At 57.5% G+C, this 24065-nt stretch carries 14 protein-coding genes and 2 pseudogenes; 5 read left to right on the forward strand and 11 right to left on the reverse strand.

Annotated features, from left to right (window positions below; all coding sequences use genetic code 11):
• Positions 1-132 precede the first annotated feature (132 nt).
• The 7 genes and pseudogenes from HARCEL1_RS12580 to HARCEL1_RS13800 form a co-directional block, all read right to left on the reverse strand.
• Positions 133-1761 (reverse strand): AAA family ATPase, encoded by a 1629-nt coding sequence (locus HARCEL1_RS12580; protein ID WP_108383925.1) that lies wholly within the window; start codon positions 1759-1761, stop codon positions 133-135.
• Positions 1754-3061 carry a hypothetical protein gene (locus HARCEL1_RS12585; protein ID WP_159077148.1) on the reverse strand — a complete coding sequence of 436 codons (1308 nt, stop codon included), beginning with the start codon at positions 3059-3061 and terminating at the stop codon, positions 1754-1756. Before HARCEL1_RS12585 ends, HARCEL1_RS12580 begins: the two co-directional genes overlap by 8 nt.
• A gap of 505 nt (positions 3062-3566) precedes the next feature.
• Positions 3567-4649, reverse strand: coding sequence for a hypothetical protein (locus HARCEL1_RS12590; protein ID WP_108383927.1), 1083 nt, complete (start codon positions 4647-4649; stop codon positions 3567-3569).
• Positions 4650-4808: 159 nt separating this feature from the next.
• Positions 4809-11219, reverse strand: a complete 6411-nt coding sequence (locus HARCEL1_RS12595; RefSeq protein ID WP_159077149.1) for a sacsin N-terminal ATP-binding-like domain-containing protein — start codon at positions 11217-11219, stop codon at positions 4809-4811.
• Positions 11220-11881: 662 nt separating this feature from the next.
• Positions 11882-15148 carry a tetratricopeptide repeat protein gene (locus HARCEL1_RS12600; protein WP_108383929.1) on the reverse strand — a complete coding sequence of 1089 codons (3267 nt, stop codon included), beginning with the start codon at positions 15146-15148 and terminating at the stop codon, positions 11882-11884.
• A 304-nt stretch (positions 15149-15452) separates the two neighbouring features.
• Positions 15453-15791 (reverse strand): annotated as a pseudogene (locus tag HARCEL1_RS13795) (thermonuclease family protein); the annotation flags it as partial.
• 196 nt (positions 15792-15987) lie between these two features.
• A complete protein-coding gene (locus HARCEL1_RS13800; RefSeq protein WP_233357355.1) occupies positions 15988-16137 on the reverse strand; it encodes a hypothetical protein in 150 nt (49 codons plus the stop codon).
• Positions 16138-16224: 87 nt separating this feature from the next.
• Here HARCEL1_RS13800 and HARCEL1_RS14000 point away from each other — a divergent pair.
• The 3 genes and pseudogenes from HARCEL1_RS14000 to HARCEL1_RS12620 form a co-directional block, all read left to right on the forward strand.
• A pseudogene (locus tag HARCEL1_RS14000) lies at positions 16225-16557 on the forward strand (pentapeptide repeat-containing protein); the annotation flags it as partial.
• A 24-nt stretch (positions 16558-16581) separates the two neighbouring features.
• Complete coding sequence (locus HARCEL1_RS13970) at positions 16582-17763, forward strand: pentapeptide repeat-containing protein (RefSeq protein WP_449405019.1); 1182 nt, start codon at positions 16582-16584, stop codon at positions 17761-17763.
• A 153-nt stretch (positions 17764-17916) separates the two neighbouring features.
• The gene (locus HARCEL1_RS12620; RefSeq protein WP_108383932.1) at positions 17917-18540 is read left to right on the forward strand and encodes a rhomboid family intramembrane serine protease; all 624 of its coding nucleotides are present in this window, start codon (positions 17917-17919) and stop codon (positions 18538-18540) included.
• 85 nt (positions 18541-18625) lie between these two features.
• Here HARCEL1_RS12620 and HARCEL1_RS14005 read toward each other — a convergent pair whose 3' ends face one another.
• Positions 18626-18829 carry an HVO_A0114 family putative DNA-binding protein gene (locus HARCEL1_RS14005; RefSeq protein WP_449405020.1) on the reverse strand — a complete coding sequence of 68 codons (204 nt, stop codon included), beginning with the start codon at positions 18827-18829 and terminating at the stop codon, positions 18626-18628.
• Positions 18830-18938: 109 nt separating this feature from the next.
• On the opposite strand from HARCEL1_RS14005, the gene HARCEL1_RS12630 reads away from it, so the two are divergent.
• Positions 18939-19907 carry a hypothetical protein gene (locus tag HARCEL1_RS12630; RefSeq protein WP_108383933.1) on the forward strand — a complete coding sequence of 323 codons (969 nt, stop codon included), beginning with the start codon at positions 18939-18941 and terminating at the stop codon, positions 19905-19907.
• Between the two features lie 142 nt (positions 19908-20049).
• Here HARCEL1_RS12630 and HARCEL1_RS12635 read toward each other — a convergent pair whose 3' ends face one another.
• Together HARCEL1_RS12635 and HARCEL1_RS12640 are read right to left on the reverse strand one after the other, a co-directional pair.
• Complete coding sequence (locus HARCEL1_RS12635) at positions 20050-20454, reverse strand: HVO_A0114 family putative DNA-binding protein (RefSeq protein ID WP_108383934.1); 405 nt, start codon at positions 20452-20454, stop codon at positions 20050-20052.
• Positions 20455-20457: 3 nt separating this feature from the next.
• Positions 20458-20757, reverse strand: a complete 300-nt coding sequence (locus HARCEL1_RS12640; protein WP_108384310.1) for a toxin-antitoxin system TumE family protein — start codon at positions 20755-20757, stop codon at positions 20458-20460.
• 158 nt (positions 20758-20915) lie between these two features.
• Here HARCEL1_RS12640 and HARCEL1_RS12645 point away from each other — a divergent pair, with 158 nt between their 5' ends.
• Entirely contained in the window at positions 20916-22157 is a 1242-nt protein-coding gene (locus HARCEL1_RS12645; protein WP_108383935.1) for a tyrosine-type recombinase/integrase, read from the forward strand.
• 4 nt (positions 22158-22161) lie between these two features.
• Here the strand turns inward: HARCEL1_RS12645 and HARCEL1_RS12650 are convergent, their stop codons facing one another.
• Positions 22162-23868 (reverse strand): DUF262 domain-containing protein, encoded by a 1707-nt coding sequence (locus HARCEL1_RS12650; protein ID WP_108383936.1) that lies wholly within the window; start codon positions 23866-23868, stop codon positions 22162-22164.
• Positions 23869-24065: the final 197 nt, after the last annotated feature.

Consider the following 24065-nt stretch of genomic DNA (forward strand, 5'->3'; position numbering starts at 1 on the left):
GGATACCGACCTGGATCTGGAGGCTGTTTTGAGGGCAGTCTCGACTGAATGGGACGGAAGGAAGGCGGATATGTTTGTATCGGGCCGATCTGACTGGGTGTGGTGAGTGGCAGGGACAGTGTCAGCGCCACTTCATTCAATCAACTCGACGTGATTGACTGCGAGAGACGGTTCTCCGTCCGCACTCTCGTAGATGAGGAGGTTGTCCTCCCGCCATCGAAGCAGTTCCTCGTGGATCGTCTCGACGGCGATACTGGCAAGGGGAGCCCGGTCGCTGCTCCTGATCACACTGTCTAATTCAGTGAGATAGAGACACAGTGGGTCGGAGTCCTCGTGTTGGAAGGCTGCAACGACACGGTCGCGAGTAGCTGACTCGTCCGCCCCAAGCAGTTGGGGAGCCCGGAGTGAACGAAATACCACCTCATCTGTTTCGTCAGTTTGGCGGGCGCGATCAGCTGCGATCAAACGACACTCCTCCTCAGTGGTGTCCTTGTCCACAGCGACTGCATTCCCGTTCTCGCTCAACCGGACTTCATTCGATTCGTGGGCCCTCACGGTGTCTCCGGAAAGTTCCGTGCCCCCACGTTTCTCCCGCTGTCGAACGTGCTCTCGGACGGTGGAAGCCGAGAGTGGAGGCTGTAGTCCGTCGCCGGGGGTCCGGACCTTGGTAACGGCTGCGACAAGTACGTCTTCGATGTCAGCTCCCGTGTAGCCCTCTGCAGCCTCCGCGATACGATCCAGCCAGTCGGATTCCGCTGGTGTCGTTACTGCGTGGGAGAGGATCTCGTCGAGGTCCCCCTCGTCGCTGACGCGAATCTGTTCCAAGTAGTGGTGGAAGATGGCCTTTCGTTCAGTAGCGGTCGGCCGGTGGAACTCAATCGGCTGGTTTCCGAGCCTCCCCGGTCGAAGAAGCGCCGGGTCAAGAACTTCCGAGAGGTTAGTCGACGCGACGACCCTCGGTGCGTCGTCGGTTTTCGCGTCGACACCATCGAGGAGCACTAGGAGTTGGGCGACCAACTGTGCGCTGTGTTCGTGGGACGAGGCACTCCGACTCCGGGCGATCGCGTCGATCTCGTCGATATAGAGGACCTGTGACTGGCTCTCCCGGGCCTCTTGGAACTGCTTGCGGAGCATCCGTTCGGACTCACCGACCCACTTGCTGAGAATCTCCGGTCCGGAGATCGTCACGGGCATTCCACCGAAGAGCTCTTCGCAGGTTTCCATGACGAGCTCTGTCTTCCCGGTCCCCGGTGGCCCTTCGAGCAGGATCCCCGTGCGATGGGCGAGCCCCCAGTCGTCATTGTCTGCCTGGAAGAATCGGCGGAGGGCTTCCTTCTGCTCCGAAAGCCCTGCCACGCGTTCTGATGACAGTGGGTGGACCGTTGGACAGTCCAGTGAACTGGCCAGTGTGTCGCCATGTATCTCGAACCTGTCTGCTGGTTCTGTTGGGTGGCTGCCCGGGACCTCGAGGAGCAACCGGAGGTCGTTCGCTTCCGAGGTGCTGGACTGGTCGAACTTGTATCGCTGCCACACTTCGTGTGCCAACGAATCGCCCTCGACCCGTACACGGTGTCGTCGTTGCGCTTCCTGCTGATCCGCCCGTTCGAACGTGAAGGCATCGTCGTCATCGACCGAATTCGAGAGCTCCCGGTGTGAGAACCGCCCCTCGTCGTCGCGAACGCCGACGCGAATACCGGTCGTGGTCGGATCCAGCTCTAGCCGATCCTGTAGTCCCTCGTGGTTCTCGTTCGAATCAGACATCGTCGTAGAGCCTGGTGATGAGGTCCGATGCAGTCTGGAGGCCAATGCAGCGACTCTCGCTCAAGCAGGGAACACACAGCCGAACTCGCAGCGTCTCGAAGATGTCTTCCTGATTCTGGACGAGCCTGTCGAGGTGACGGGCCTGTCGTTCGCCTCTGTATAGAAGTCGTGGCGGAACCACGACGAAGAGCGTCTCCACGGACTGAGATTCCTGATATTTCTCGACCGACTCGACGAGCTTTCGGTACCCGAACGCGGCCTCGGAGAAGCCTGTCTCGAATTCAATCGCCAACGGAGCCTCGTGCTCCTGCCTGTCGAGAAACCCGTCGAGTTGGTCGGTTGGCAAGCGCCGATCTTCGTCGAGAAACACGTCGGCAATCACGCTGTCGTCGTCTTCGACGCCGCTACTCAGTACGTGTTCTGTCGCGAGTGGTCCGTCATTGATGAGTGACTCTCGCACGAACGTCTCGAACGGCTGGTCCCCGTCCCTCGCAGCATTCCAGAGCGTCCGCGCGAGTCCTTCAGCGACGAGGGCCTTCCAGTTGTAGTGTCGACTACTCTCTTCACCGTAGGACTGGCGCTCGGTGAGGGCGACCTTCGCCCACCGATCCGCTCGCAGGGCGGCCGTGAAGCTCGCGTCGAACTGTGAGATCGTCTCGTAGGCCGGCGCGTTCGTGAAGCCGAAGTACTGTGCGACGCGTTCCGCAAAGCGGTCAGCATCGGTCACTCGCGGCCGAGCGACAGTGACGGGTGCCGAGCGGAGCGTTTCGAACGCTCCAGTGGTATTATCGTTGTCCTGAGGCGGCGCGGCGTCGGCCAGGTCTGCGATGAGGTTCTCGACGAAATTCCGGCGTCGATACGTTGACTCCCATTCTTGAGGAACGTTGACGACCAGGTAGCCGAGGTTGCCAGAGTAGAGGGTGTCCCCGTGGTCCCTGAGTGCTGGGACGACGTCGACCCCGCCCCGTTTGATCGTGGGACTGCCGTTCTCCTCGGAGGCGGTCCACTCGTCGTCTGTCAGATCGAGCGTGACAATTCGCCCGCTCACAGTCGGGATCTGGACCTCGTTCGCGACGAAGTCTACCTGCTCGACTGTGGGTTCGCCACCCTGGAGTTCGGTAAACGTGTCCCGGAGCGCGTGCTGGAGGAACGAGAAGGACTGGATCTCGTCGTCGCTGTCGGCACAGTGGAGGATCAGCGTCGGTCGATCCGAGTCGTAGGGTTGACCGCCGCGCCAGCCGAACACTGGATCGGCGTCTTCGATGTCGTCGAGCAGTACCTGTCCTCCGCCCTGAACCACTGACTGCGCCGTCGGGCGGGACTGGCTGTCGATCCTGTCCGCTGATCTGGTGACCTCGATGTCGCGTCCTCGAACGGGTTTCTCTCGGCGCCCAGTACTCTGGTTCTGGCGTCGGAGTTGCAACCCTTCTACGGATTGCTCCCGACGCCGCCCCACGGTCACTTCGTGTGCCGATATGTGGGTTTCGTGCCTCGACACTGGAGGTGTCGGACGCACTGCCGTCGCGACGGTATCCTGGGCTCGCCGCAGGGAGATTCCGGCTACGTCGGGCGCGGGCGGTTCGGATCGCTCGATGGCGGGAATCGGCCTGCTTCGTTCTTCGATCGCGTCTTCCGAGCTCGTGATCGCTAACTGTTCACGCTCTTCGAGTGACAGCGGGCTGCTGGGCTCTTCGTCGTCCTCCCCAGACTGGGTCGCACTGGAACTCACACCCGTCACTTGATCGGCTATCTCTGCCTCTTCCGGATTGTCGACGTCCATGCGACGACCCCGTTTGTCACGGGAGTTAGTCATCGTTCACTGGATGCCCGAACTCCTCAATGAGCTCCCCTATCGCCTCGGACTCACTACTATTCCCGTAGTTGCTCTGATCTTCGAACACCACGTTAGACCTCGAAATCCTGGTGGGGAGGCGAAACGCGTATTCGGTGAATCGATACTCCTCGCCCTCTCCGATGTCGTCCCGATTCTGCGCTTTTCGGAGCCACTTCTGTTCGTTAGAAAACCGGTTTGTATCTCGTGCCCATGCGCGATAATAGGCGTACTGCAGCTTCGTCAGATCGCCTTTGTCGTGCTCGAGATCGAACTCGAGATCGAACGGCGGCCTGATTTGCAGCAGCGTCGACAGCGACTCGTGATAGTCCTCGTTGAACGCCCGGGCCTCGGGCTCCGAACTGTCGAACACCCCCAGTTCAGTGAGCCGCTCGAGTTCGTCACCATCGAGGACTCGGTCAGCGTGTCGACGCTCTACGTTCGCATTGACGCGGAAAAGCGCCGTCAGTTCCGGACACCCCGGCGGACACAGGTTTATCATCCGTTCGAACCAGGTCTCGAAAGACTCGCTGGTGGCTATTCGCCCTTCCTCCGGAACGACGAACAGCTTCTGGGGGAGCTCGAACTCCGAAAGGTCCGCTTCTCGATCGTGCTCAGTCGGATCACTCACGGCGTTCGTCAGGGTTTCCTCGAGCGTCGCAAACGCCTCGAGCCCTTCTACCACTGATGCCGCACTGTTGAGGGTGATATCCTCCACGCTCGTCGAATCTAGCGGGTACTCCTCGAATTGGTCGAGAGACCGGTCGTCGATGGTCAGGGTATCCAGCGGTTCCGCGGTAACGGTCCACTTGAATCCGTCTAACCACCACGGAAGCCGTTCCTCGTCGGGATCGGCGTAGCCGACCAGATCACCGTGGTCGTCGAGGATCTCTTCGTACGTCCGCCCCTCGATATCGACTGTCGAACTGAGAGCTTCTTCGACGCGGCGTTCGAACTCACTTCCGGTCGGCAACCGGCGCAATTTCGCAGCGACGTTGGCCAATCGCTCCTCGTCCAACCAATCGAATACTTGAGACGCTTCGGTCGCAGTCGACATGCTTTCTGGTACCGTGGACTCATGTTAAGTGCTTGCGAATCGACTAAAGAAGAGCGTAGACTGTGGCAGCCTACAACTCCGATGATCGGTCCTGATCCCAACCTCAGGATAGAATTATAGGTTCGGTTTTGGGTAGTCGTGAGCGGCAATGCAATCTTCTCAGTCGAACGTGATACGGAGATAGCCTCCGCGGATTGTCCGTTCTAAAGTAGTAGCGACGATACAATCCACAACGTTGTCAGGCACGTCCTCAACTGCCTGTAGATCTAGGTCAGGGAGATACGCATAGAGGTCTGATGGCGTCCAGAACGTAACGCCTGGTGCTAACGTGACCGACATTGAATCTAAGGAGCCAACTTCGTCACCTACGACGCGAACCAATTGGATGCGATACGGGACATCATGACGAACAAACTTCAGCGCTCGGCGGAACTCATTTACCGTGAAGCGAACCGTATAGGGCGCCTCGCCTACAACAGCCTTTACTTCGACCGGAGTTGGTTGTGCGGTTGTATCCACAGCTGTTCCTGCGACCCGCCCTGTGATATCGAGGATATCGTACCCTGGGCCCCGCTCGTCAGCGGCGACGAAGGCGAGACGGGGCGGATCGTCGGATCGAGTCGTCTTACCGGCTTCGATGGAATGCTGAAGACGTCTGGCGAGTCTCTCAGGGGTTCGCTCCAGGCGGTTGAGGTCGCTGCAACGACCAGGGTTATGCCAAGGGCATGGACTCGACTCGTTGACAATCGGCTGGAGATGCTCCCCCAGTCGCTGTTGCCAGTCGTCGGTTTCATTGGCCCATGTCTGTAGCTGGCTGCAGACAGAAGCGAAAATGACCTCCTCAGCGAACTCTGGCCGGTCGGTGAGTTCGCTGCTCCCGCCGCTTCCGTATCCGGCATCTCGAGATTGAATGCGACCGCTCACCTCGACACTGTCGCGTGCATCGAACCGTATCGGTTCGGCTAGAATAGTCTCAAAAGCTTGTTCTCGCACTCTTCGTGTATGTGTCTCTTCGGGACCCGATATATCGTGAATGTCTGGGAAGGTTCCGGTCTCGAGGTACTGCCTAAGTGATCGACAAAGTGTCTCATTGCCGTCCCGACTTTCTTCCCCCGACCCAGATTCAGGTGATCCGTCGTTACAGATGACTGTGAGTATAGCTTCAGAGAGGTCGTCCACGGCGGCAGAGCCAAGTGAGAGCCAGCAATTCTCTTCGCCAGTTTTGTCATCTGTTTCCAAGAGGCGATATGCGAGCGGGGGCCTGGACCAAGACCACTCCGCGGGCTGCTGGCGTGTCTCAATTCGCCATTCTTGGACGTCTCGGAGGTCAGTCCGCCGGGTTTCCTTATCAGCGTTCCACCAGATTCGACACACCTTTTCTAGACGTTGTGCTTGCTCTTTCGGCAGCGAGTGGTGCTCTTGGAAAATCGGGTGATGGTCGTCCGCCCACGTGACGAACCTTTCCGGAGCAATCGTCTGTGACAGTGTTTTGCAGGGGCAGTCGTCCACCAAAGCCGCCCGATCGGAGAGTAAAGTTTGGACCATCTCAACGGCCGGTTCCGAAGCCGACTGCGTAGCGTCAATAAACGGCTTCAGGGCATCGGTGTCGGGTGTACCATTCCCGATGGCCTGTCGGATGTTCGTCCGGACGGAATAGGCATCCGTATCCGCCTCGGCAAGTCGGTCGTCCAGGCGACTCAATACCTGATCTGGGTCGACCGATACTCCGACCGTATCCAGGAGAGTGGCTGCTGCCTCGATGTCTGATCTGAGCGCGTCACCTGAACCCTGACCGATCGCGCGCCGAACGGCGTCTACATCGAGATCCGCAGCGAGTACATCCTCCTCGTCAGCGAGAGCGAGACGGAGGTACGTAGAGCGTGAGCGCTCGAATAGTACCTGGAGAGCCTCTGTAAATATCGTCGGATCTGGATTGTTCTCATCAACGGATGTTACGTTATAGGCGATTCCATACCGGGTTGTTCCGGCCTGAGTTCCTTTTCCGCCAAGCGGGTAGACAGCAGAACGTTCGCCGAATCTGGTATCCTGCAACGAGAACCGCTCACGGTAGCCGACAAACACCTCCTCTGGAACACTTCGGATATGGTCGATGGCTACCTCCAGATCTTCGCTGTGACCGGGTTGGAACGTTTCGCTCGTTTCGGCACTCAATGCGGCGAGAATGAGTGGTCGGCGACTACGGAGTTTTGCGGCGAGGCGCTCGTCCATCTCGGGGTTGGCCGAAGCATCAAGTTGAGCAGCCGATAGCTGTGGTCGATCGCCAGCCTGTGTCCGGAATTTACAATCGAGAGCTTCTGCAAGGGCAGCTCCTCGTCCCACAGTCGGCGTCTCTACGACCCACGGACCTTCCCACGATCCGTTTCGATCTTCCCACGGGAGTTGTTGGCTGTCGCTAAACCAGTAGCTCTCTCGGTCACGGACGAGTTCGACTGGTACCGATGCCCACCGATCGCCAGCCTTGACTGGGAAATGGGTAAGGAAGGGGAGTTCACCGAGCGTTGTGTCGTCACGGTCAAGGTAATCAGCGATGGGAGTAATGAGTCGTGAGTAGACGGTCTTCCAGCCGTCGGCGATGCCGCCAGTGGCCAACTGCTCGAGTGTCACAGGATTGTCCATCTCGGACATCAACGGCGCTGCTGCAAGCTCCTCCTGAATTTTCTGGAGACGGAGTGCAGCCTCTGGTGCCGACAGCTCTTCAAGCGGTCTGACGCCAAGCGTTTCCCAAATCGAAACGTCGACCTCAGTAGACGCCACATCGACTGTCGGTAGCCAGCTGCCGGTCTGTGACCCCTCGCCGGCGCGCTTAACCGCCCAAAGTATGGAGTTGTCGGACCACCAGTCCGGTGTGTGGACGGCGTTATGCTCACGCCACATTGACGCGGCGCGGAGCTGCCAATTAAGCAGTGTTGGGACCGTTTCCGTCCAGCCATGACGCCCGCCGTGGTCGGCACGACATGACCATCCCGTGGATAGGATCGACTGTTCGAGTCTGTCGCCGTGGGTGGCGAGGAGGTCACAAACGTACTCTACCCCCAGTCGAGCGAATGGATCGTCTGGACCCTCAGTAGAAATCCAGATCCACGCTTCCAAGGCGATATCGTAACTATCCAGCCCGCCCTCAACGGCTGACGGTTCAGTGGCGAGTTCGGTTTCGGTGTATCGGCCACGAAGATCCTTTACCGAGCAGTAATCGCTGTGGCCAGCCGTCGTTTGCGGACCGAACTCTGGTGCGGTGATCAAGTCGAGATACGATCCACTATCCTCACCACGGCTCCCGACAGCTGTCCTGTCGATGACTTGCTGTAGTGTTGTCCGGAGACTCGAAATCGACCGCTGGTCAACCTCAGAGCGAACATCGCCAACGTTCCACTCGAGCGGGTTCCAGTGGTCACGACCCCCCTTTGGCGTTTCCGTCTGTGCAAGGGCATCCACTTTCGGGAATGAAGAGAGTCCAAGGATGCCGAGGAGCTTTGCCGCCGTCGTCGGGCTGATACCCTGGTCGGCCAAGAACTGCCACCGATCATCGTTTGGCGGGCGGACGGTTGGGCCACCGTTCACCGGCTCAACCGAAGTTGTTGTCTGTTCATCAAAGTCTAAAGACAGTCTCTCCCAGGTATCGATCGGCTCGTTGACGTCCCGGAGTGCCTGCCATTTCGGTGGCAGGCGAACGTCGGCGATTCGGTGAGCCATTCCATCAGACTGATCAAGGAGATCCGCCCTCAGACAATTCTGCCTTACTGCGAGGCGGTTCAATAGGTTTCGACGCCGCTCGGAGTTGTAGGTGTGTTTTTGGACGTTGTTGTGGTTGAGATACGCTCCTTCCGTCGGATCGAGGCGCTCCCGCTCTTGGTCGGCAACGGCTCCCGCGAAAAAGCTCAGAGCGGCGTCCGAGAGCCCCTTACTGGAGGGTCCGGTTTCGCCTGTACGTCCCAGTTGGCGTTGGGTTGACCCGAGGAGTTCACGGACGTATTGTGGATATGACCGAAGCTGGACGATGCCCCAGTCATTCCCCGCCTTTGAGAGAATGTTGCTGGACCGGGAGTTATCGGATATCGCTTCGTCGATGACGAACACGCTAAGGCCGATACTGTCTGGGGGTATGCGTAGCTCCGTCTCGGGTGCATCATCTCCCCGCCAGAACACCGTCCGCGTGTACGTTTCCGATACGTTGCCCCCCTCGCCGTGAGACTCGACTGGGACCAACTGGACACGGTCCTCTTCGATGGTGGTCGAACGATAGGAACACGGGAGTATATGGACGCCAGCGGTCTCGATGTCGAATTCGTCGGCCAATACATTCTGAACGTCTATATCCTTAATCTCGGCATACCCGTCCACGAGCCTCACAGATCCGTGGAAGAGTTGCCTCCCGATCGTTGCCGGGACAACAATTCGAGCGTCCGGAGTTGTGAGGCGTTCTGAGAGTTGGGTCGTCCAAGCCTCCACTAGAGAATGATGCCGCTCAGCTTCGTCATTGGTTGACGGTGGTGCCTCTTCTATGAGATAGTGATATCGTTTTGACCAGTCCACTGTGTCGAGATCATCGTGAATACTCCATCGAAGAAATATGAGTAGGCTTTCGAGGGTGGGGAGACGACGGGTCGTCTTTACCGGATTCCTTGCCTGGGCGGGTTCATTCAGATTCTCTCTGACCAGATACAGTGCTGCGAAGGCTCCCACCACTTCGGGATCTGGATGCAGAAGCGCCTCGTTGACAGCCGTCGAAGGTGCGTCGCTATTGTCTATCTCTTGCGTTGGTAGACACGGCCTTTTTCCTAGCTGTTCGTAGACGGCCCGTGAGAATAGGTCTAGAAGGCCGACTCCGGTTTCGTCAAGATGTACCTCGTCGTTGACGATGTCTGCGAGTGTCACGCCATTGGTGCCTGCTGGCGTCGGTGGTAGGAGGTTCCACGGACTGTTCACGGTACCCTGGTTCTTTGTCCCTCCTTCCTGTCCAGCGAGCACGGTGGCAACGTCGCCAATTAGCGTGGCGCAGTGGTCTAGGATATACGCGTTGTATTGGTCTGAGTCTGAGTAGAGTTTTTCCCGATCTTTGGAAACCTCCACGTTCGCGTGCAGGCAAAAGGGGAACCGTTTCGAGGCACCCGTGATGGGGTAGTAGAGGTATGGTGGGTAGGCGTGTGACTCTGGTCCGATACCGTCCAATGCCTCTTCTCCGAGCACTGCCTGCAGGTTCTGGTTAGATAGCCAAGCTGGAGGTTCGTTATCCGTGGGGACGAGGATTCGCGGTCGTACATCAACCACCTGTTCGTCGTCTGTTGACCGGCGTTGCTCCGTAGTCAGCAAGGAATCCGGGACAATCGGTTCGTGCCCCTCTTCCCAGTGGAAAAGTTCGTAGGTCTGTTGAACCTGCTCTTGATCTGGGTTATGATCTTGCTCCTGCTGGTTGACCGTGACTGTGACAGATGTAGACTCCACAGGACATTCGGTATCTGTTGTGAATAACACTGGCTCAGATCGGTCGATATCCCACCGTTCGTGGGCCGTTCGCTCGGTCCCCTCAAGTTGATCCAGTACGAGTTGGTCGATGTTGCCGAAATGAATGAGAGATTCTGGTGTGACCTCACCTCTTGACTCCCCATAGGCGTTCACAGTCGCTGAGTACCGAAGCCGAGCCCACAGGTTGTTTGCGATTCGGTCGGGATCTCTGTCGCGCTCCTTTTCGACTCCGAGGGCAGAGCGGAACGCCTCGAGGTCCTCGTCCTTGAAGCGGACGATAACTGCCGTTGTGAACTGATCAGGGATCTCTGGCCCCTCAACGATCACGGACGCATCACTCAACAGCTGTCTTGCCACCTGCTGCAATGATCCATCCAAAGCTGCTCTGTCGTCTGGTATCTCGAGTGGGAGTGGATAGGAAAAGAAGGGGAGACTTGTGACATCTTCAGCGCGAAGGGAATCTAATGTGATACGGTTTTCCTGATCCGCCGTCCCGACGAGTTCGGTGAGATCAGACGTGGCGAGTCGCTCTCGAAAGCTGTCGAGTCGATCTTTGACCTCAGGATTGGTATTCGTCGCCGTCGACCGGGAAAGAACACCTGCTGTCGGATTAACAGGACCACACTGGAGTCGTGCAAGATTCCCGTCGCTGAGGTCTGTCCACACCTCGTAGGCATCCCCAATAGTACAGACCGATGTCAAACCTACTCCTTTTTCGCCGATTGCGTCTGTTTCCTTCCCCGATCGACTGACCTTTCGTAAGTCTTCGAGGACCTCTTGGTCGTCGAATTCAAACGGAGCGCCCGTGTTCGCGACGAGAACGCCCTCACGTGAGACGGCGACGTATAGTGTTCCCGTCTCGTCAGCCTTTTCGATGGCATCGCGCCCATTTTGTAACAGTTCGACAAGTTCACGGTCTTGATGTGCCCCTGCCGTCCCTGCCTCTCCGCCACCGATACTTGTCTCATGGAAAAGTGCTTTCTTCGGAGTATCGTATCGACTGTCTGGCCCAATCGATTCCAGTTTCTCCAAAAGATCAGCGTATCTCTCAGTCAGCTCGTCAGCCCACTCTCTCGAGGTAAGTTCCATCTAAGTAGTTCGGTAGTACTCCTCGAAGTCATTATGCCTTTTTCCTTTACCGGTTCTTCAGAGCTCGGTTATTTCTTTTTGACGACGCGATTGAATCCGTATGCCGATTCGTCCAGCAATGTCTTCTGCCTATATCGGATGGGTTGTGGTGTGGGGTTCTTAGACGGACTCCGAGGCCCACCGAAATTCTAATCCCATCATGAGCGCCGGAAACGCCGACAATCGGCCGGATTAGTGGTGGCGGCTAGCCCCCGCATTTTGTATAGCGGTATACGATTTATAAAAAATTATGCGCACCACACATATTCAACCGATGAACGAACAGACTCATTCAGTCTGCGTACCCAACAGAAACATATGTTTTCAGATAAAATCGCTGAGCATGGAGAATTCCGCTGATTCAGCTGGGGATTCTGGACCGCGATGGACCTTGCTCGACCTCGAGGGCCTCGCGGCCGCCTACTGGGGACGAGGACGGGCCAACTCTCCAGCTGAACCCCCACTCACGCCGGCGTGACGTCCAGATCGACTGCCTCCCGACCGCGAGGATCTGACGCTGCAGCAGAAACGAGAGATCGGCGAGACACCCTCGATCCCGGGGACGCTCGAGATCGAGGTAAGCGAAGAAGTTGAGGTCGGCCAGAGTGGTCTCTGAGCGAGATTTAGCGATCGTCTGCAAGGCCTGGACAGACATTCTCGAGTCGCTCGCGGTGGTGGGAAAGCGGCAAATCTACACTGTCGATTCGGTTATGGGCCTGTTGACACAGTGTTCGTGCTTGATCAACATCCCCGTGATTGCGTTCGACTCTAATATGGTGCCTGAGGATCCGAAGTTCGTCCGGGAGGAGCCCCATCTCACGAAGTGATGAAAGCGCGGTTTCGCGCTCTTCGCGGGCAGTCTCGACATCGCCCGACGCGAGTTTGACCGCCGCGACCATGCCACAACTGAGAGCTGCCTGGCGAGGAATGCCGATCTCCTGGGCAAGATCGAGACTCCTCTCCAAGTACTCGTCCGCGTCGTCGGGATTCCCCTCCACAATAAGAGTAGTTCCAAGGTCCTCGAGAACGCTGGCCTCGCCCTCTCGGTCGCCCAGATCGCGGGCGATGGCGAGACTCTCTTCGTGGTACTCCCGGGCGTCGTACTCGCCGAGCGCCCGGGCGACTAGCCCGAGGTTACCGAGACTGGTTGCCTCGCCTTGTCGGTCGCCCAACTCTCGCGTGATGGCGAGACTCTCTTCGTAGTACTCCCGGGCGTCGTCGTTCTCGCCGAGTTTCTTGGCGACCACCCCGAGGTTGTTGAGACTGGTTGCCTCGCCTTGTCGGTCGCCCAGTTCTCGCGTGATGGCGAGACTCTCTTCGTGGTACTCCCGGGCGTCCTCGTACTCGCCGAGCGCTCGGGCGACCAGCCCAAGGTTGTTGAGACTGACTGCCTCGCCTTGTCGGTCGCCCAGTTCTCGCGTGATGGCGAGACTCTCTTCGTGGTACTCCCGGGCGTCGTCGAGCTCGCCGAGCGCTCGGGCGACCAGCCCAAGGTTACCGAGACTGGCTGCCTCGCCTTGTCGGTCGCCCAGTTCTCGCGTGATGGCGAGACTCTCTTCGTAGTACTCCCGGGCGTCGTCGAGCTCGCCGAGCGCTCCGGCGACCAGCCCAAGGTTGTTGAGACTGGCTGCCTCGCCTTGTCGGTCGCCCAGCTCTCGCGTGATGGCGAGACTCTCTTCGTGGTACTCCCGGGCGTCGTCGTTCTCGCCGAGTTTCTTGGCGACCAGCCCAAGGTTGTTGAGACTGGCTGCCTCGCCTTGTCGGTTCTCCTTTCTTCGTGCAAACTGTAGATGCTCTTTGAACTCGGTTTGAGATTTTTTGTACGCACCACGGCCCTTATGGGCTACACCTCGTTTTCTTACCACCCAACGCCAGGTTTCCTTCGAGCAATTTTCTGGAAGTTCGTACCGCGCTGTCTCGACGGTTCCTACAAGTGGAGCCAAAACTGGCCATTCGGTGACGAGGTCGAAAACGGAGTGGACGTACTCTCGAGCGGTTTCATCTGGCTCGGACAGTAGTTCCTCAAGTTTCGCCGAGGATCCCACCTGTGCCGCCAAGGATTCTCGATGCTCCACGTCACCGAACAACGCGAACAGCGAGTCGAGTGCATGTCCGGCGTGCTTTTCGGATTTCTCCGTGAGAATGGAGGGCGATTTCTTCTCGGAATGGTCACGGGCAAGACACCGGAGGTAGAGAGTCGACCACAGCGGATGCATCGAATACGCTGGCGTCTGTCCTTCCTGGTCCGACTCGAACAGGAACCAGCCCTCCAGTTCGTGCTGAATCGCTGCGATTTCCTCGTGGACCTCCCGATCGTGGCCGTGGACGTACCCCAACGCATGGACGAGTTCGCGGTGGATCCCGATCTTGCTGGCACTCAGCAGTGCCACCATCGCCCCGACATCTGCCAGGAGGTCCGAATCGAACCCAGAGAGATCCCGAAGAGCGTCGTCGCTTCCTGGGTTCATGAGTGTCTCGTATCTCGACCTGACGTGGGCTTCCAGACCGGTCGTACTGGTGTCAGACCGATCGATCGCACTATCGCCGAGTGGCAGGTGGAACGAGAGAAGCAGATACGAACCGATTCCTTCGATGAATTCGGATTGGATCGTCTCGAGTAGTTTCGTCGGTGACTCTGAAACGGACCGATCAGTCACCTCCTCGAAAGCGTCGACCGTTCGAGCCACGTCAGTCTCTGAAATTTTGGGCAACGGATAGGGCTCGATATTGTCGAGGATCTCGCGGTGACGGCGGTCTCGACTTACGTCGAGTCTTTGAGCTCCAGGGTCGCGCTCGAGGTCCTCTTCGCGGGCATCAAGCAGAAAGCTCACCTGAGAGTCGGTGTCGTACTCCTCGACCAACCGGAGGGCGGCGTTTGCGCTGGGTCGGACGACATCCTCGACGACCACGAGGACGTGGCCGGTAGCCCGGTCAATTGCCGCCCGAAGCGACTCTCGATGCTGGAAGTGACTCTGCGCCTGATCACTATCCCGGTAGAATACTGGCCCCGTCGCCTCGTCTCGATACCAGTCGACGGCGACCTGTTTGCAGAGTGTACTCTTGCCTGCGCCAGCCCGTCCGACGACGACCCGATCGGCACTTTCGAGGAGGAGCTCTCGCAGTTCCTCAGCCGCAGTGTCGCACTCACGGCCGCACCGACGGGCTGGAATGCCGGCGGCGACGTCCGCGAGTGTGAAGGTTGTCCGCCAAGAGCGTTCGGGGGAGACTGGTACTCGTTCGAAATAGGCGGTCGATAGCTGGCGAAACCCGTCGTTTCTGGCTGGTTGCTCGAGTAACCGCTCGTTCACCTCCTGCAGTGTCGAGAGTTGGTGTTGAACATCCTCCAGTCGATCGACGAGGTCCAGTTGAAGTTCTTGCTGAAACACGTCGGCGAGATCGGTCCCAGCAATTTGATGCTGGAATTCCGCGATCGCGCTTTGATAGGCCTGGGAAACCGCGTCGATGAGATTTTCGCGGAGCTCAGGTGTGTTAGTGAGATCGAAACCGTTCGCCGCCGCTATCGCATCGGCGACCTGTCGAACTGCATCTTCTTCGGTATCTCCGGTGTTGAATATGAATGGCATCTGCTCACGCACCCGGGCCCGTCCCGGGGAGTCGGTCGTTTCGTCCGGAAGATCGGCGAGTTCCTCGATGACGTCTTCCCAATTCACGGCGACATTCGCGAGTTCTTTCGTCTCGGATCGGGCATCCTGCTCTTCGATCGCTTCTTGCAGTGATACGCTGAACTCAGTCGCGACGTGTTCGAGATCTTCGGAATGGGTTCGCCTTCGGATGATGTCCTTTGCCTTGTCCGCTCCAGCAGCCGTACCCGCTGTGATGCCCGCCGCTACCAAATTCACACACAACGGAAGCACAACTGGATCGGTCATATTGCGGTCTGTGGGTGGGGGATTTCAAATAACCACAAGTTTCGATCGCAGGAGATCGGTTCAACTGGTTCGTCCCAGGATAACCACTGCGCCGGTCAGACTCAGTACGTCTCTCCCGCCTCCACCAGGCCCCCATCCGTCTCGACGAGGACCGTGCCGCCGTTGTTCTACACCGGCGAATCCCGACCCCAGTACAGCGCGCCCTCGCCGTCGGTGCCCGAGCCCGTGTAGAGTGTCACCCGCTCGCCAGCCTCGAGCACGACGCCGTCGGGACGGTGTACGTCTTGTTCGCCTTGTCGCTCACCTACCAGCTCGAGAGATCGAGCGCCTCGTCACCCGCGTTCTCCAGGACGACGTACTCGTCGTTGAGGTTCTCGCGATCGTCACCCGCAGCGTCGGCGTGGATCTCGGCGATCTGCAACGCTCCGGTCGAGCCCTCGAAGCCCCAGAGCCCGACGCCGTCCTCGCGGGCCTCGCGCTCGAGGGGGGTGAACCCATCGCGATAGCGGAATTCAGAGTCGCACAGTCGGGCGTAGCCCTCGCGGAGCAGCTCGCGATTGAGCATCGAGTCCCCGACGAATAGGTAGACGAGCAGGCGGCCGTACGACCCGCGGTGATCGCCACCGACGACGATCTCGACCGAGCGATTCCCGACGCGGGACTCGACGAATGCGCTGGCGTTGTCGCCCCAGTCGCTGAGCCACGACCGACCGGCGAGCGTGTCTGGGACACCCTGGAACTCCGCCGGGTCGACGCCGGTGTGGAGCTGGCGCGTCGACGCTGAGCAGGCGAAGCGTTTTGCGCGTCCCGTTTGCGTAGCTCACCTCGAGGGTGTCGCCCTAGACGCGCTCGACCGTGACGGTGGTCGATGTGGGGGTGGGGGCCGAAGTAGCGGTGGCTGTCGGCGTGGCGGTGTCGGGGGCCGGTCGGATCGGCGCGGTGCAGCCCGCCAGGAGGACGATCACGAGGAGCGCGAGGGCGCGTTTCACGATGGAGGGGTCGGGCGAGGGAGAGGTGAAGGTTCGGGTGACGGCGGATCGGTAAGCCGAAGGTCGAGGCTTTCAAAGATATTAATGATGGACCTTTCGGACGCGGATCTTGAGGATACTGGCCTTTCGGATTCGGATATTGAGGATGGTGACCTTTCGGACGCAAATCTTGTAAATATCGATCTGTCGGACGCAGATCTGTCGGAGGCCAACTTGCGGGACGCGGATCTGAGAAGTGCTGACCTATCGGGCTCAAATATTCGAAATGCTAACTTGTGCCGTGCGAATATTCAAGAGGCTAACCTGTCCGACGCAGACTTATCTTTGGCCAATATTTCGTAGGCAAAATTGCTTAACGTTAATTTACAGAACGCGGATCTCTTTAAAGCCGACCTGTCGGACGCGGATCTCGGGAGTGCCAACCTGTCGGACGTGAATCTTATGATGGCCAACATTCATGAGGCGAATCTTGGCCATGCCGACCTGTCTGACGCGAATCTGATAGCGGCCAACATTCAAGACGCAGATTATTCGTTTGCTGAATTGCCGAGAGCGCTTCTGTGGTCAGCCAAACTACATGGCACGAATTTACATCGTTCAGACCTCTCGGGCGCAGAATTCCTATTTTCAACCATTGAAGAGGCCGATTTTACTGGGGCGAATCTTGAAGATGTTGATTTATCCAATGCTGAGGTTCACAACTGCATCTTCGAGGGTGCGAATCTGACTTCTATGGAATGCGACGGTGCGACCTTTGGAGGAAACTACCTCTATGCGGCCCGATTGCTGGATATACATATCTCGGATAGAACTAACTTCGAGGCACCACCAGGCGACGTGTTCGACGCTGACCCGATCGACACGCCATCCCTCGAAATCCCTCCGGCCATTGATTCAATCGAGTGGATCGTTCTCAACCCGGATCTCGATTCAGTCGAGATCGATGCCGAAGACCATCACCTTCGCGACCCGGACCCATCGATCTTCGAGATCAAGCGTCGGGGCCTTCGCCGGTGGTTCGCCCTCCGTCGCATGGACGATCCCGACACCGACGAGAAAGGCATCACGCACTTCGAGAAGGCCAGGAACGCTTACCGCGAACGAGAACGCCTCTATCGCGAGAACTCCCTCACGGATCGGATCGGCGACGCATACGAGGGTGCGAAGCGGGCTCAACACCGCGAAGCGCTCGCAAAAGGCAATTGGTTTTCGTACGTCGGTCTGGCCGCTCGAAAATGGACGATGGGGTACGGGGAGCGTCCGTGGCTATTGGTGGGAATTTCCGGGGTCTTAATCATCGGTTCGGCGGTGTTCTATCCGATGCTCGGGGGCGTCCAGGTTGGCGACGGATCGGGCGATATCGTCGGCGGATCGATTCTCACGCGGATTCCTCCGCTGGTCCCCGACGCAGTCGCGTCATTGCCGCTCGTCGAGCCGCTGGCGCATCACGGGTCGGTGTTCCTCACGAGCCTGTACTTCAGCGTGATCACATTCACGACGCTGGGATACGGAGGGATTCAGCCGCATGGGTCACTGGTGAAGGCGTTCGCGTCGCTTGAGTCTCTCATCGGGACGATCATCCTCGCGATGTTCGTGGCTGTCTACGCTCGAAATAAGATGCGGTAGGGGCTCGGGCGAGATCGTCGTCCGATTTGAGATCGAGGAGAAGAATGAGATAATCGGGCTCTTCGGCTCGGTCTCTTACGATCAGGGTGCTGGCCCGGCGAAAGGGCCGAGCTGTGCCAGAAATATATTGATAGGCAGAGTCAAAATAACCGCATGGAGAATATTAGAGCCTGGATCTCTCGTCGTCGAGTCACATTTGGATTGGCTCTTTTCTTCACACTCTGGTTCGGTTTAGAACTCATCGTCTACACTCGCTTTGGGCTTGAAACGGCCGAATACTGGTTTTACTGGGAGAAGGACCGATTCCTCACCTCATTCGACCCGGGATTGGTTCTTTCCCCGATTTCCCACGAGTTGGATAATTTCAAGCACATACTTGGAAATGTACTGTTCCTCGTCTTTGCAGGATCGGTTGTCGAGACGGAGGTCAAGGAAAGTGACGTATTTCTATTAGTCGTTGGTTTTGCATACTTATCGACGCTCATTGCCAACATCACTGCTCCAATTCACGAAGTTTGGGGCATCGTTGGAGCAAGTGGCGGAATATACTCGCTAATTTCGTATGGTGGCGCTATGGTGATATTAGACGATAGAGAGCTTTCAGAGGGTGATTTCATATATTCCGTCTCTCGCCTAATTTTGGTACTGATTGCAGCCTATGCCCTCCTATCTGAACTTAAAGGGGGTGGGAACATCGCCCACATAGTTGGCTGGTTCTGTGGGTTGATCTTTTATATGATGAGATATTCGAAACCAATCGAATATAGTTGGAGATGAATAATTCCATTTCACTTTTTGTCGACGCTCGTCGAGACGTTGGCGCACTGGGGATCGGTGCGGAGCTGTCCGTCTCGACGCGAACTCACGACGCTTGAGGGACATATAGGGCAAGCGCGGCGAAGTATAGCGCAAGGATCGACTGGTAAAGGCGTTCCAAGCTTTCGGACACCTGCTTGATGTCCCGGCCGACTAACCGGGAGGCCTCGCAAATATTTGTTGACTCACGTTCTGCGATCGCCTGAAGCAGGTCGATCGGCCACGGTGGGGGGGACCTGTACCAGCTGATCGGTCGTTTCGAAGCTCAGCCGGCGTGGAGATTTTTCGTCTGAGTGGCAGTCGACTCGACTCCACCAGAATCTGGATAGAATCAAGTGACAGCCGTAGAATTACCGTCCATGGACGACACAGCAGTCACCAGTTCGTCAAACGCGACGATATCAGACATCGGAGAGCAGGAAACTGACTTCGAACCGACTGCCCGGCCCGACGATGTGTTCTTCGCGATCGTCGATCCGGAGCACCTAGTCGAAGTCGCCACCGTTCACGGCCAGACGGACGGCAACGCCGTTGTCCTCGTTCGTGGTGAACATGGGCTCCGCGTCCGGGGTCGAAGCTACAACTGTTACTGGTTCGATATCGACCTTCCACGCCGGGTCTTGGAACTGATCGAGGGCGACGACGCAGATTTCTGGATTGACCCAGACGCACTCGGTGAAGTTGCCCGGACGACCCAGAGTGATCGTGTCGCACTCCGGGGGACGCCGGATGGGCATCTCATTCTGGAGAGCCCTGATGGAGTGACTGACCTCTACGCTGATTCGCTCCCGCTTCTCAAAGAAGACTCCGAGGAGGAGAGCATGAACCCTGAACAGCCCAAATCAGAGCTCCGTGAAACGAACCGGTTCGACCTGACCGAGGTGAGTCACGTTTATAATAAGTATGGGTCGTTTTCCGTGGACGCAGAGCTACTCCAGGGGATCGCAAGCGCTGATCGAAACCACGATCATATGATTTTGAGCGTGGACGTGGCGGATGACACTGTCGAGTGGTCGTTCTTCGACATCGAGGAGGAAACGCACACAGTCGGTCTGTCGATCGGACCAGATCGCCTGGCATCAGTACCAACATCGGCTGGAGACGAACTCCAGACAGACGCCACCATCCATCGGCCGATCTGTCGAGAGGGATTCGAAGATGCAGTCGCGACGTTTCGTGGGTCCGTCGAAATCTGGTTTAGTCATATCTTCCTGAGCCAGGTGTACGCACAGTACACTCGTGGAGCTGGGGGTCTCCCAGTCTACGCCCTGCTTGGACACGAACAAGAGGCTGAATCGACGATGGAGGAGATGCTCGAATTGTCGTAGCTGACACAGAGAGTGCTATCTTTCGGGGGAACGTTATCGGAGGAAATCAGACCCAGAGCCAGATAGACCACATTCAGTCTCAAAGACTTCGCGACCACCAATCGGAACGAAACCAGACCATATTTCAAAATGAACCCATGGCTCACGCCGGCTGGACATCCGGATCAGCCGCGTCCCGGAGCGGGAGCTGAATGTCGATCTCGTCGTAGGGGACCACCGGTCGCTTCGCTCGTCCCTCGTCGACGAACTCCACGACACCGTACTCCTCGAGGCGCTCCAGGTTCCCAGACACCTGCTTGATGTCCCGGTCGACCAGCCGGGCGGCCTCGCGGATACTCGACGGCTCATGCTCTGCGATCGCCTTGAGGAGGTCCATCGCCCGTGGGGTGAAGACCTGCGCCAGCTGATCGGTCGTCTCGAAGCTCAACCGGCTGGGGGCACCGCCAGCCGGGGCATCGTCGTCGAGTACCTGATCGAACGCGTCACGGGTCCGCTGCTGGACGTCACCGATCGATTCGACGGTCACGATGAGAGTGTTTCGGGTCATGGGTTAGGGTTCGTCGCGGTGGTGTTCGACCTCGGTCCAGAACCGATCCTGGACGGCGTCGTAGCCGGGGAAGTCGTACGCGTCGTCGAGACCGTCCGACGTGTGGCGCTCGTGGACGCCGTGGGAGTTATCGTACCGGACGATCGTCTCGCCCCCGACAGTACCGTAGTGGAGCCGGTACTTGATCCCGTCCGGGAAATTCTCGGACTCCGGCACGGACAACACGCGAACACGGAGGACCGTTCCATCGTCGAAGTGCCGTTCCGTGTCTTCCACCACGCGCACGTCGTCTTCGGGGGCCATCGACATATGATGTTACAGGCCACATCATTATTAATGTTGTGGTGGAGAACATCACAATGGCATCAATGCCGGTCGTGTCGTGTGATTTCTGGCGAAACAGGATATATTTCGTCTGTGCAGTCAACAGAACCATAATGCCTCGGATACGATAGGTGGACATGCCAACTGCCGCCGATACAGACCAGCCTCGATGGACCTTGCTCGACCTCGAGGGCCTCGCGGCCGCCTACTGGGACGAGATCGCACCCGTGCTGCGGGCCGAAGGGCGGGACCCAGAAACTGACCGGCCCTCGTACGAGTGGCTATCAGAGAACGGGTGCCGCGGTCTCACCTACGCACTGCGGGAGTACCACGACCTCTCGTTTTCGGAGTTCTGGAACGACCATCTCGACACGGAATCCCCGGGGTACGACTGGGAGATCGACCATCGACCGACGATCGATGCGCTCGAACGTTACCTCGACCGCCAGCAACAGCGACTCTCCTGGAGTGAGAGCACCGTCCAGACCCATCGCTACCGGCTGGCGCAGTACGTCCGCGCGTACGAGGACGTCAACGGAACCAGCGATGTCCTCACGCCGGTCGCCCGCGACAGCGATGTCCCGGCCTCGGTGGCCGTCGACGCGTGCTGGGACACCTTCGACGCGCTCGACCGGACCGTTGATCGCACCACGCTTCGGCGGATCTACAAGTCGACGTCCAGCTGGTACTCGACGCTCGTGAGCCGGCGTGAGGCCGCGCTGAACCCGACCGACGGCCTAGACTACGACTGGGGCGGAAAGGACCGTGATGGCGACAAGAACCCGCCGCTCGCCCCAGAGCACGTCCGGGCGCTGTACGACGCCGCTGCGGACACTCGCGAGCGTCTCCTCGTCGTCGCCCTCTGCGCGTGGGGGCTCCGGTCGGGTGAGGTCGCGGCGTTGCATCGCCGACAGCTCAACCTCGAGGACGATCACCCACACGTCGCGTTCGACGAGCGGAAGAACGGCCCCGGGACAGTCGCCGTGATCTACGGCGCCGACGTCGCCCGTGATCGGATCGTCACGCTCGTCGAGGACGACGACTGGAACGGCTACCTGTTCCCGTCCGACCGATCGGCGTCAGGCCACCGCACGCGAGGGACGATCGGCGACTGGTTCGACGACCTCGCCGACCGGGCCGGGCTGCCCGAGGAGATCAACGGTCGCGAACCGATCCCCCAGATGGCGCGGCGGTTCTGGTACGATCGGTATTCAGATACTGTGGAGCAACTCGTCGAACACCAGATTTCGGAAATCGCTGAGGAACAGGGGAGTGCGTCAGCCGACGTCGTTTGGCAGGACTATCTCGAGGAAGATCGCCGACGCGAACTCCGGCGGGAGTTCATGCGCGAGAAGCTGAGTGAGGCATTTGGAGACTAATCTCCTACAGGCTCCAGATGTCGACTGCAATCTCAGCGAGTCTCCTACTCCGCTTTTGTATCGATTGCGTGTCCCACCGTTCCTTCCCTTGCAGTTCGTGAGTCATTTTGAAATCGGTTGCTTCCTCCGTGTAGTAGTTTTGTTTCTCTTCGAGCGTCCTGTTCGACGCTCGGATATTCGGATCACTTTCCAGTAGCGTCAAATTGCCGATTCGCTTTTTGTACTCTTCGTGGTCGTCATCGGAGATATTGAACGGTTTGAGCCACAGCTTTCGCAGACTTTGTCCGGGTCGCTCAGGGAGAATGTGTTCGATGTGGACCTCGTACCGACTCTGGCTCACACGTTTGCCACCCTGGCCGTAGTGTTTTTCTTCGATGTTGCTCAGGATGTACTTCGTCCGATCAGTCTTTCTGAAACTCTCCCGTCGGAAATACTGCATGAACTGTTCATCGCTGGGGATCCTATCTTCTGATTTAAGGTACTCGTCCATGTACGCGAGAGGGTCCTCCGTTTCGAACATCTCCTGTGCGAGATGGTTGAACATCGTATCGTGAGGACTCGTGCTCCTGTCGCAGATCTGTCTCCGAAGCATCAGCACGTTTGATTTCTCGATCATCCGCTTCAGCCTCTCCACGTTATCAGTTTTGGAAAACGCACGGAGAAATAGCGTAAATGGTGTGATGGACACGGTTTTCGCGTCTTTGAGCAATCGTTTGACCTCAACGTTTGCAGACCTGTCGAACATATCGATATCCTGCTCTATCAGTTTTCGATAGAGGGTCGACTTGTCTCTGATATCTTCCATCAGCGTCTCGATATCGCTGGTATCCTCGATACTATTAATGAACGTCGGCTCGTACAGTTTGTTCGTTGTAATTTTATCGTTGACTCCATACTGATCTGATGCCATGAAGTATTGCCGAAAGAACGTAGTTCCGGGGCTGTTGATGCCCGAGATCTGATCGATATTTTCTATCACGTCACCCCAAAGGTTCTCGATTCGGTCCTCAACCTCCTGTTTCGAGGCCTGCATGAGGAGATAATTCTTCATCAGATCGATCGGGGAGAGCGATAAACCTCTGTTGTTCATTGCCTCGAAGAGTTGGTAGGCGTCCGAATGTTGCTCGACGGTGATCGCAACGTAGATGAGTTGGTCCAGAATACGGTCGTGAACCTCTTTGATGGCCTCTAAATCCCCAATATTCCCCAAATGTTGTATGAACGACTCGTATGCGTTGACGATGTTCTCGTTTTCGACCTCATCTGGATGACCCTTGATGAGATCCTCATACGAGTCTTGGTCTAGATTTCCAAGCAGCAGCCGGAATCCCTGCTGTTTGTTGTCACGGTCGACTAACCATAGCGACTCATTGATATTTTCGATTCTACTCTTCACATCCTCCTTTGGGAAGTGCTCATCGAGATAATCCCGGATAGCACAGAGAAGTATCGAAACAGTTGTGATGCGCTGCTGTCCGTCAACGATGTCGTATTTTGTAGCTCCTTGGGCCGAGGAACGAGACATGAAGACGATCGTCCCGAAGAAATGATCCTCATCATCGCCCTCAATTTTCTGTAAATCTTTCCAGAGGTCGTTGACCTGATTGCTCTCCCACGAATATCGCCGCTGATACGAGGGAATGATGAATTGGTCGTTGCTTTCGAAGAGAAAGCCCATCGAACGAGAGCTAATTTGATCCGCAATTTCCATGCGATTAGTTGTCGTCTACTTATTCATTATCTTTTTGGCATACTGCCGAGATCCGTACTCTTCGATGTAAGATATTCTAACAACTGGCCTCCCCAATAGAATCTGAGAGATCAGCCTCTCCACATTCAGATTCTCGTGACTGGCGATTTTTATGTCCCAGTAGAGTGCATCAATTGGCCACGCGTCGCAGTTCGACG

Source organism: Halococcoides cellulosivorans, assembly GCF_003058365.1.
In the GTDB taxonomy this organism is placed as follows: Archaea; Halobacteriota; Halobacteria; order Halobacteriales; family Haloarculaceae; genus Halococcoides; species Halococcoides cellulosivorans.

Coding starts and splice junctions, on each gene's coding strand:
- HARCEL1_RS13970 (WP_449405019.1), top strand. CDS start 16,582: ATGGCCAACATTCATGAGGCGAATCTTGGCCATGCCGACCTGTCTGAC.
- HARCEL1_RS12595 (WP_159077149.1), bottom strand. CDS start 11,219: ATGGAACTTACCTCGAGAGAGTGGGCTGACGAGCTGACTGAGAGATAC.
- HARCEL1_RS12590 (WP_108383927.1), bottom strand. CDS start 4,649: ATGTCGACTGCGACCGAAGCGTCTCAAGTATTCGATTGGTTGGACGAG.
- HARCEL1_RS12630 (WP_108383933.1), top strand. CDS start 18,939: ATGGACGACACAGCAGTCACCAGTTCGTCAAACGCGACGATATCAGAC.
- HARCEL1_RS12580 (WP_108383925.1), bottom strand. CDS start 1,761: ATGTCTGATTCGAACGAGAACCACGAGGGACTACAGGATCGGCTAGAG.
- HARCEL1_RS12645 (WP_108383935.1), top strand. CDS start 20,916: ATGCCAACTGCCGCCGATACAGACCAGCCTCGATGGACCTTGCTCGAC.
- HARCEL1_RS12620 (WP_108383932.1), top strand. CDS start 17,917: ATGGAGAATATTAGAGCCTGGATCTCTCGTCGTCGAGTCACATTTGGA.
- HARCEL1_RS12635 (WP_108383934.1), bottom strand. CDS start 20,454: ATGACCCGAAACACTCTCATCGTGACCGTCGAATCGATCGGTGACGTC.
- HARCEL1_RS12600 (WP_108383929.1), bottom strand. CDS start 15,148: ATGACCGATCCAGTTGTGCTTCCGTTGTGTGTGAATTTGGTAGCGGCG.
- HARCEL1_RS12640 (WP_108384310.1), bottom strand. CDS start 20,757: ATGGCCCCCGAAGACGACGTGCGCGTGGTGGAAGACACGGAACGGCAC.
- HARCEL1_RS12650 (WP_108383936.1), bottom strand. CDS start 23,868: ATGGAAATTGCGGATCAAATTAGCTCTCGTTCGATGGGCTTTCTCTTC.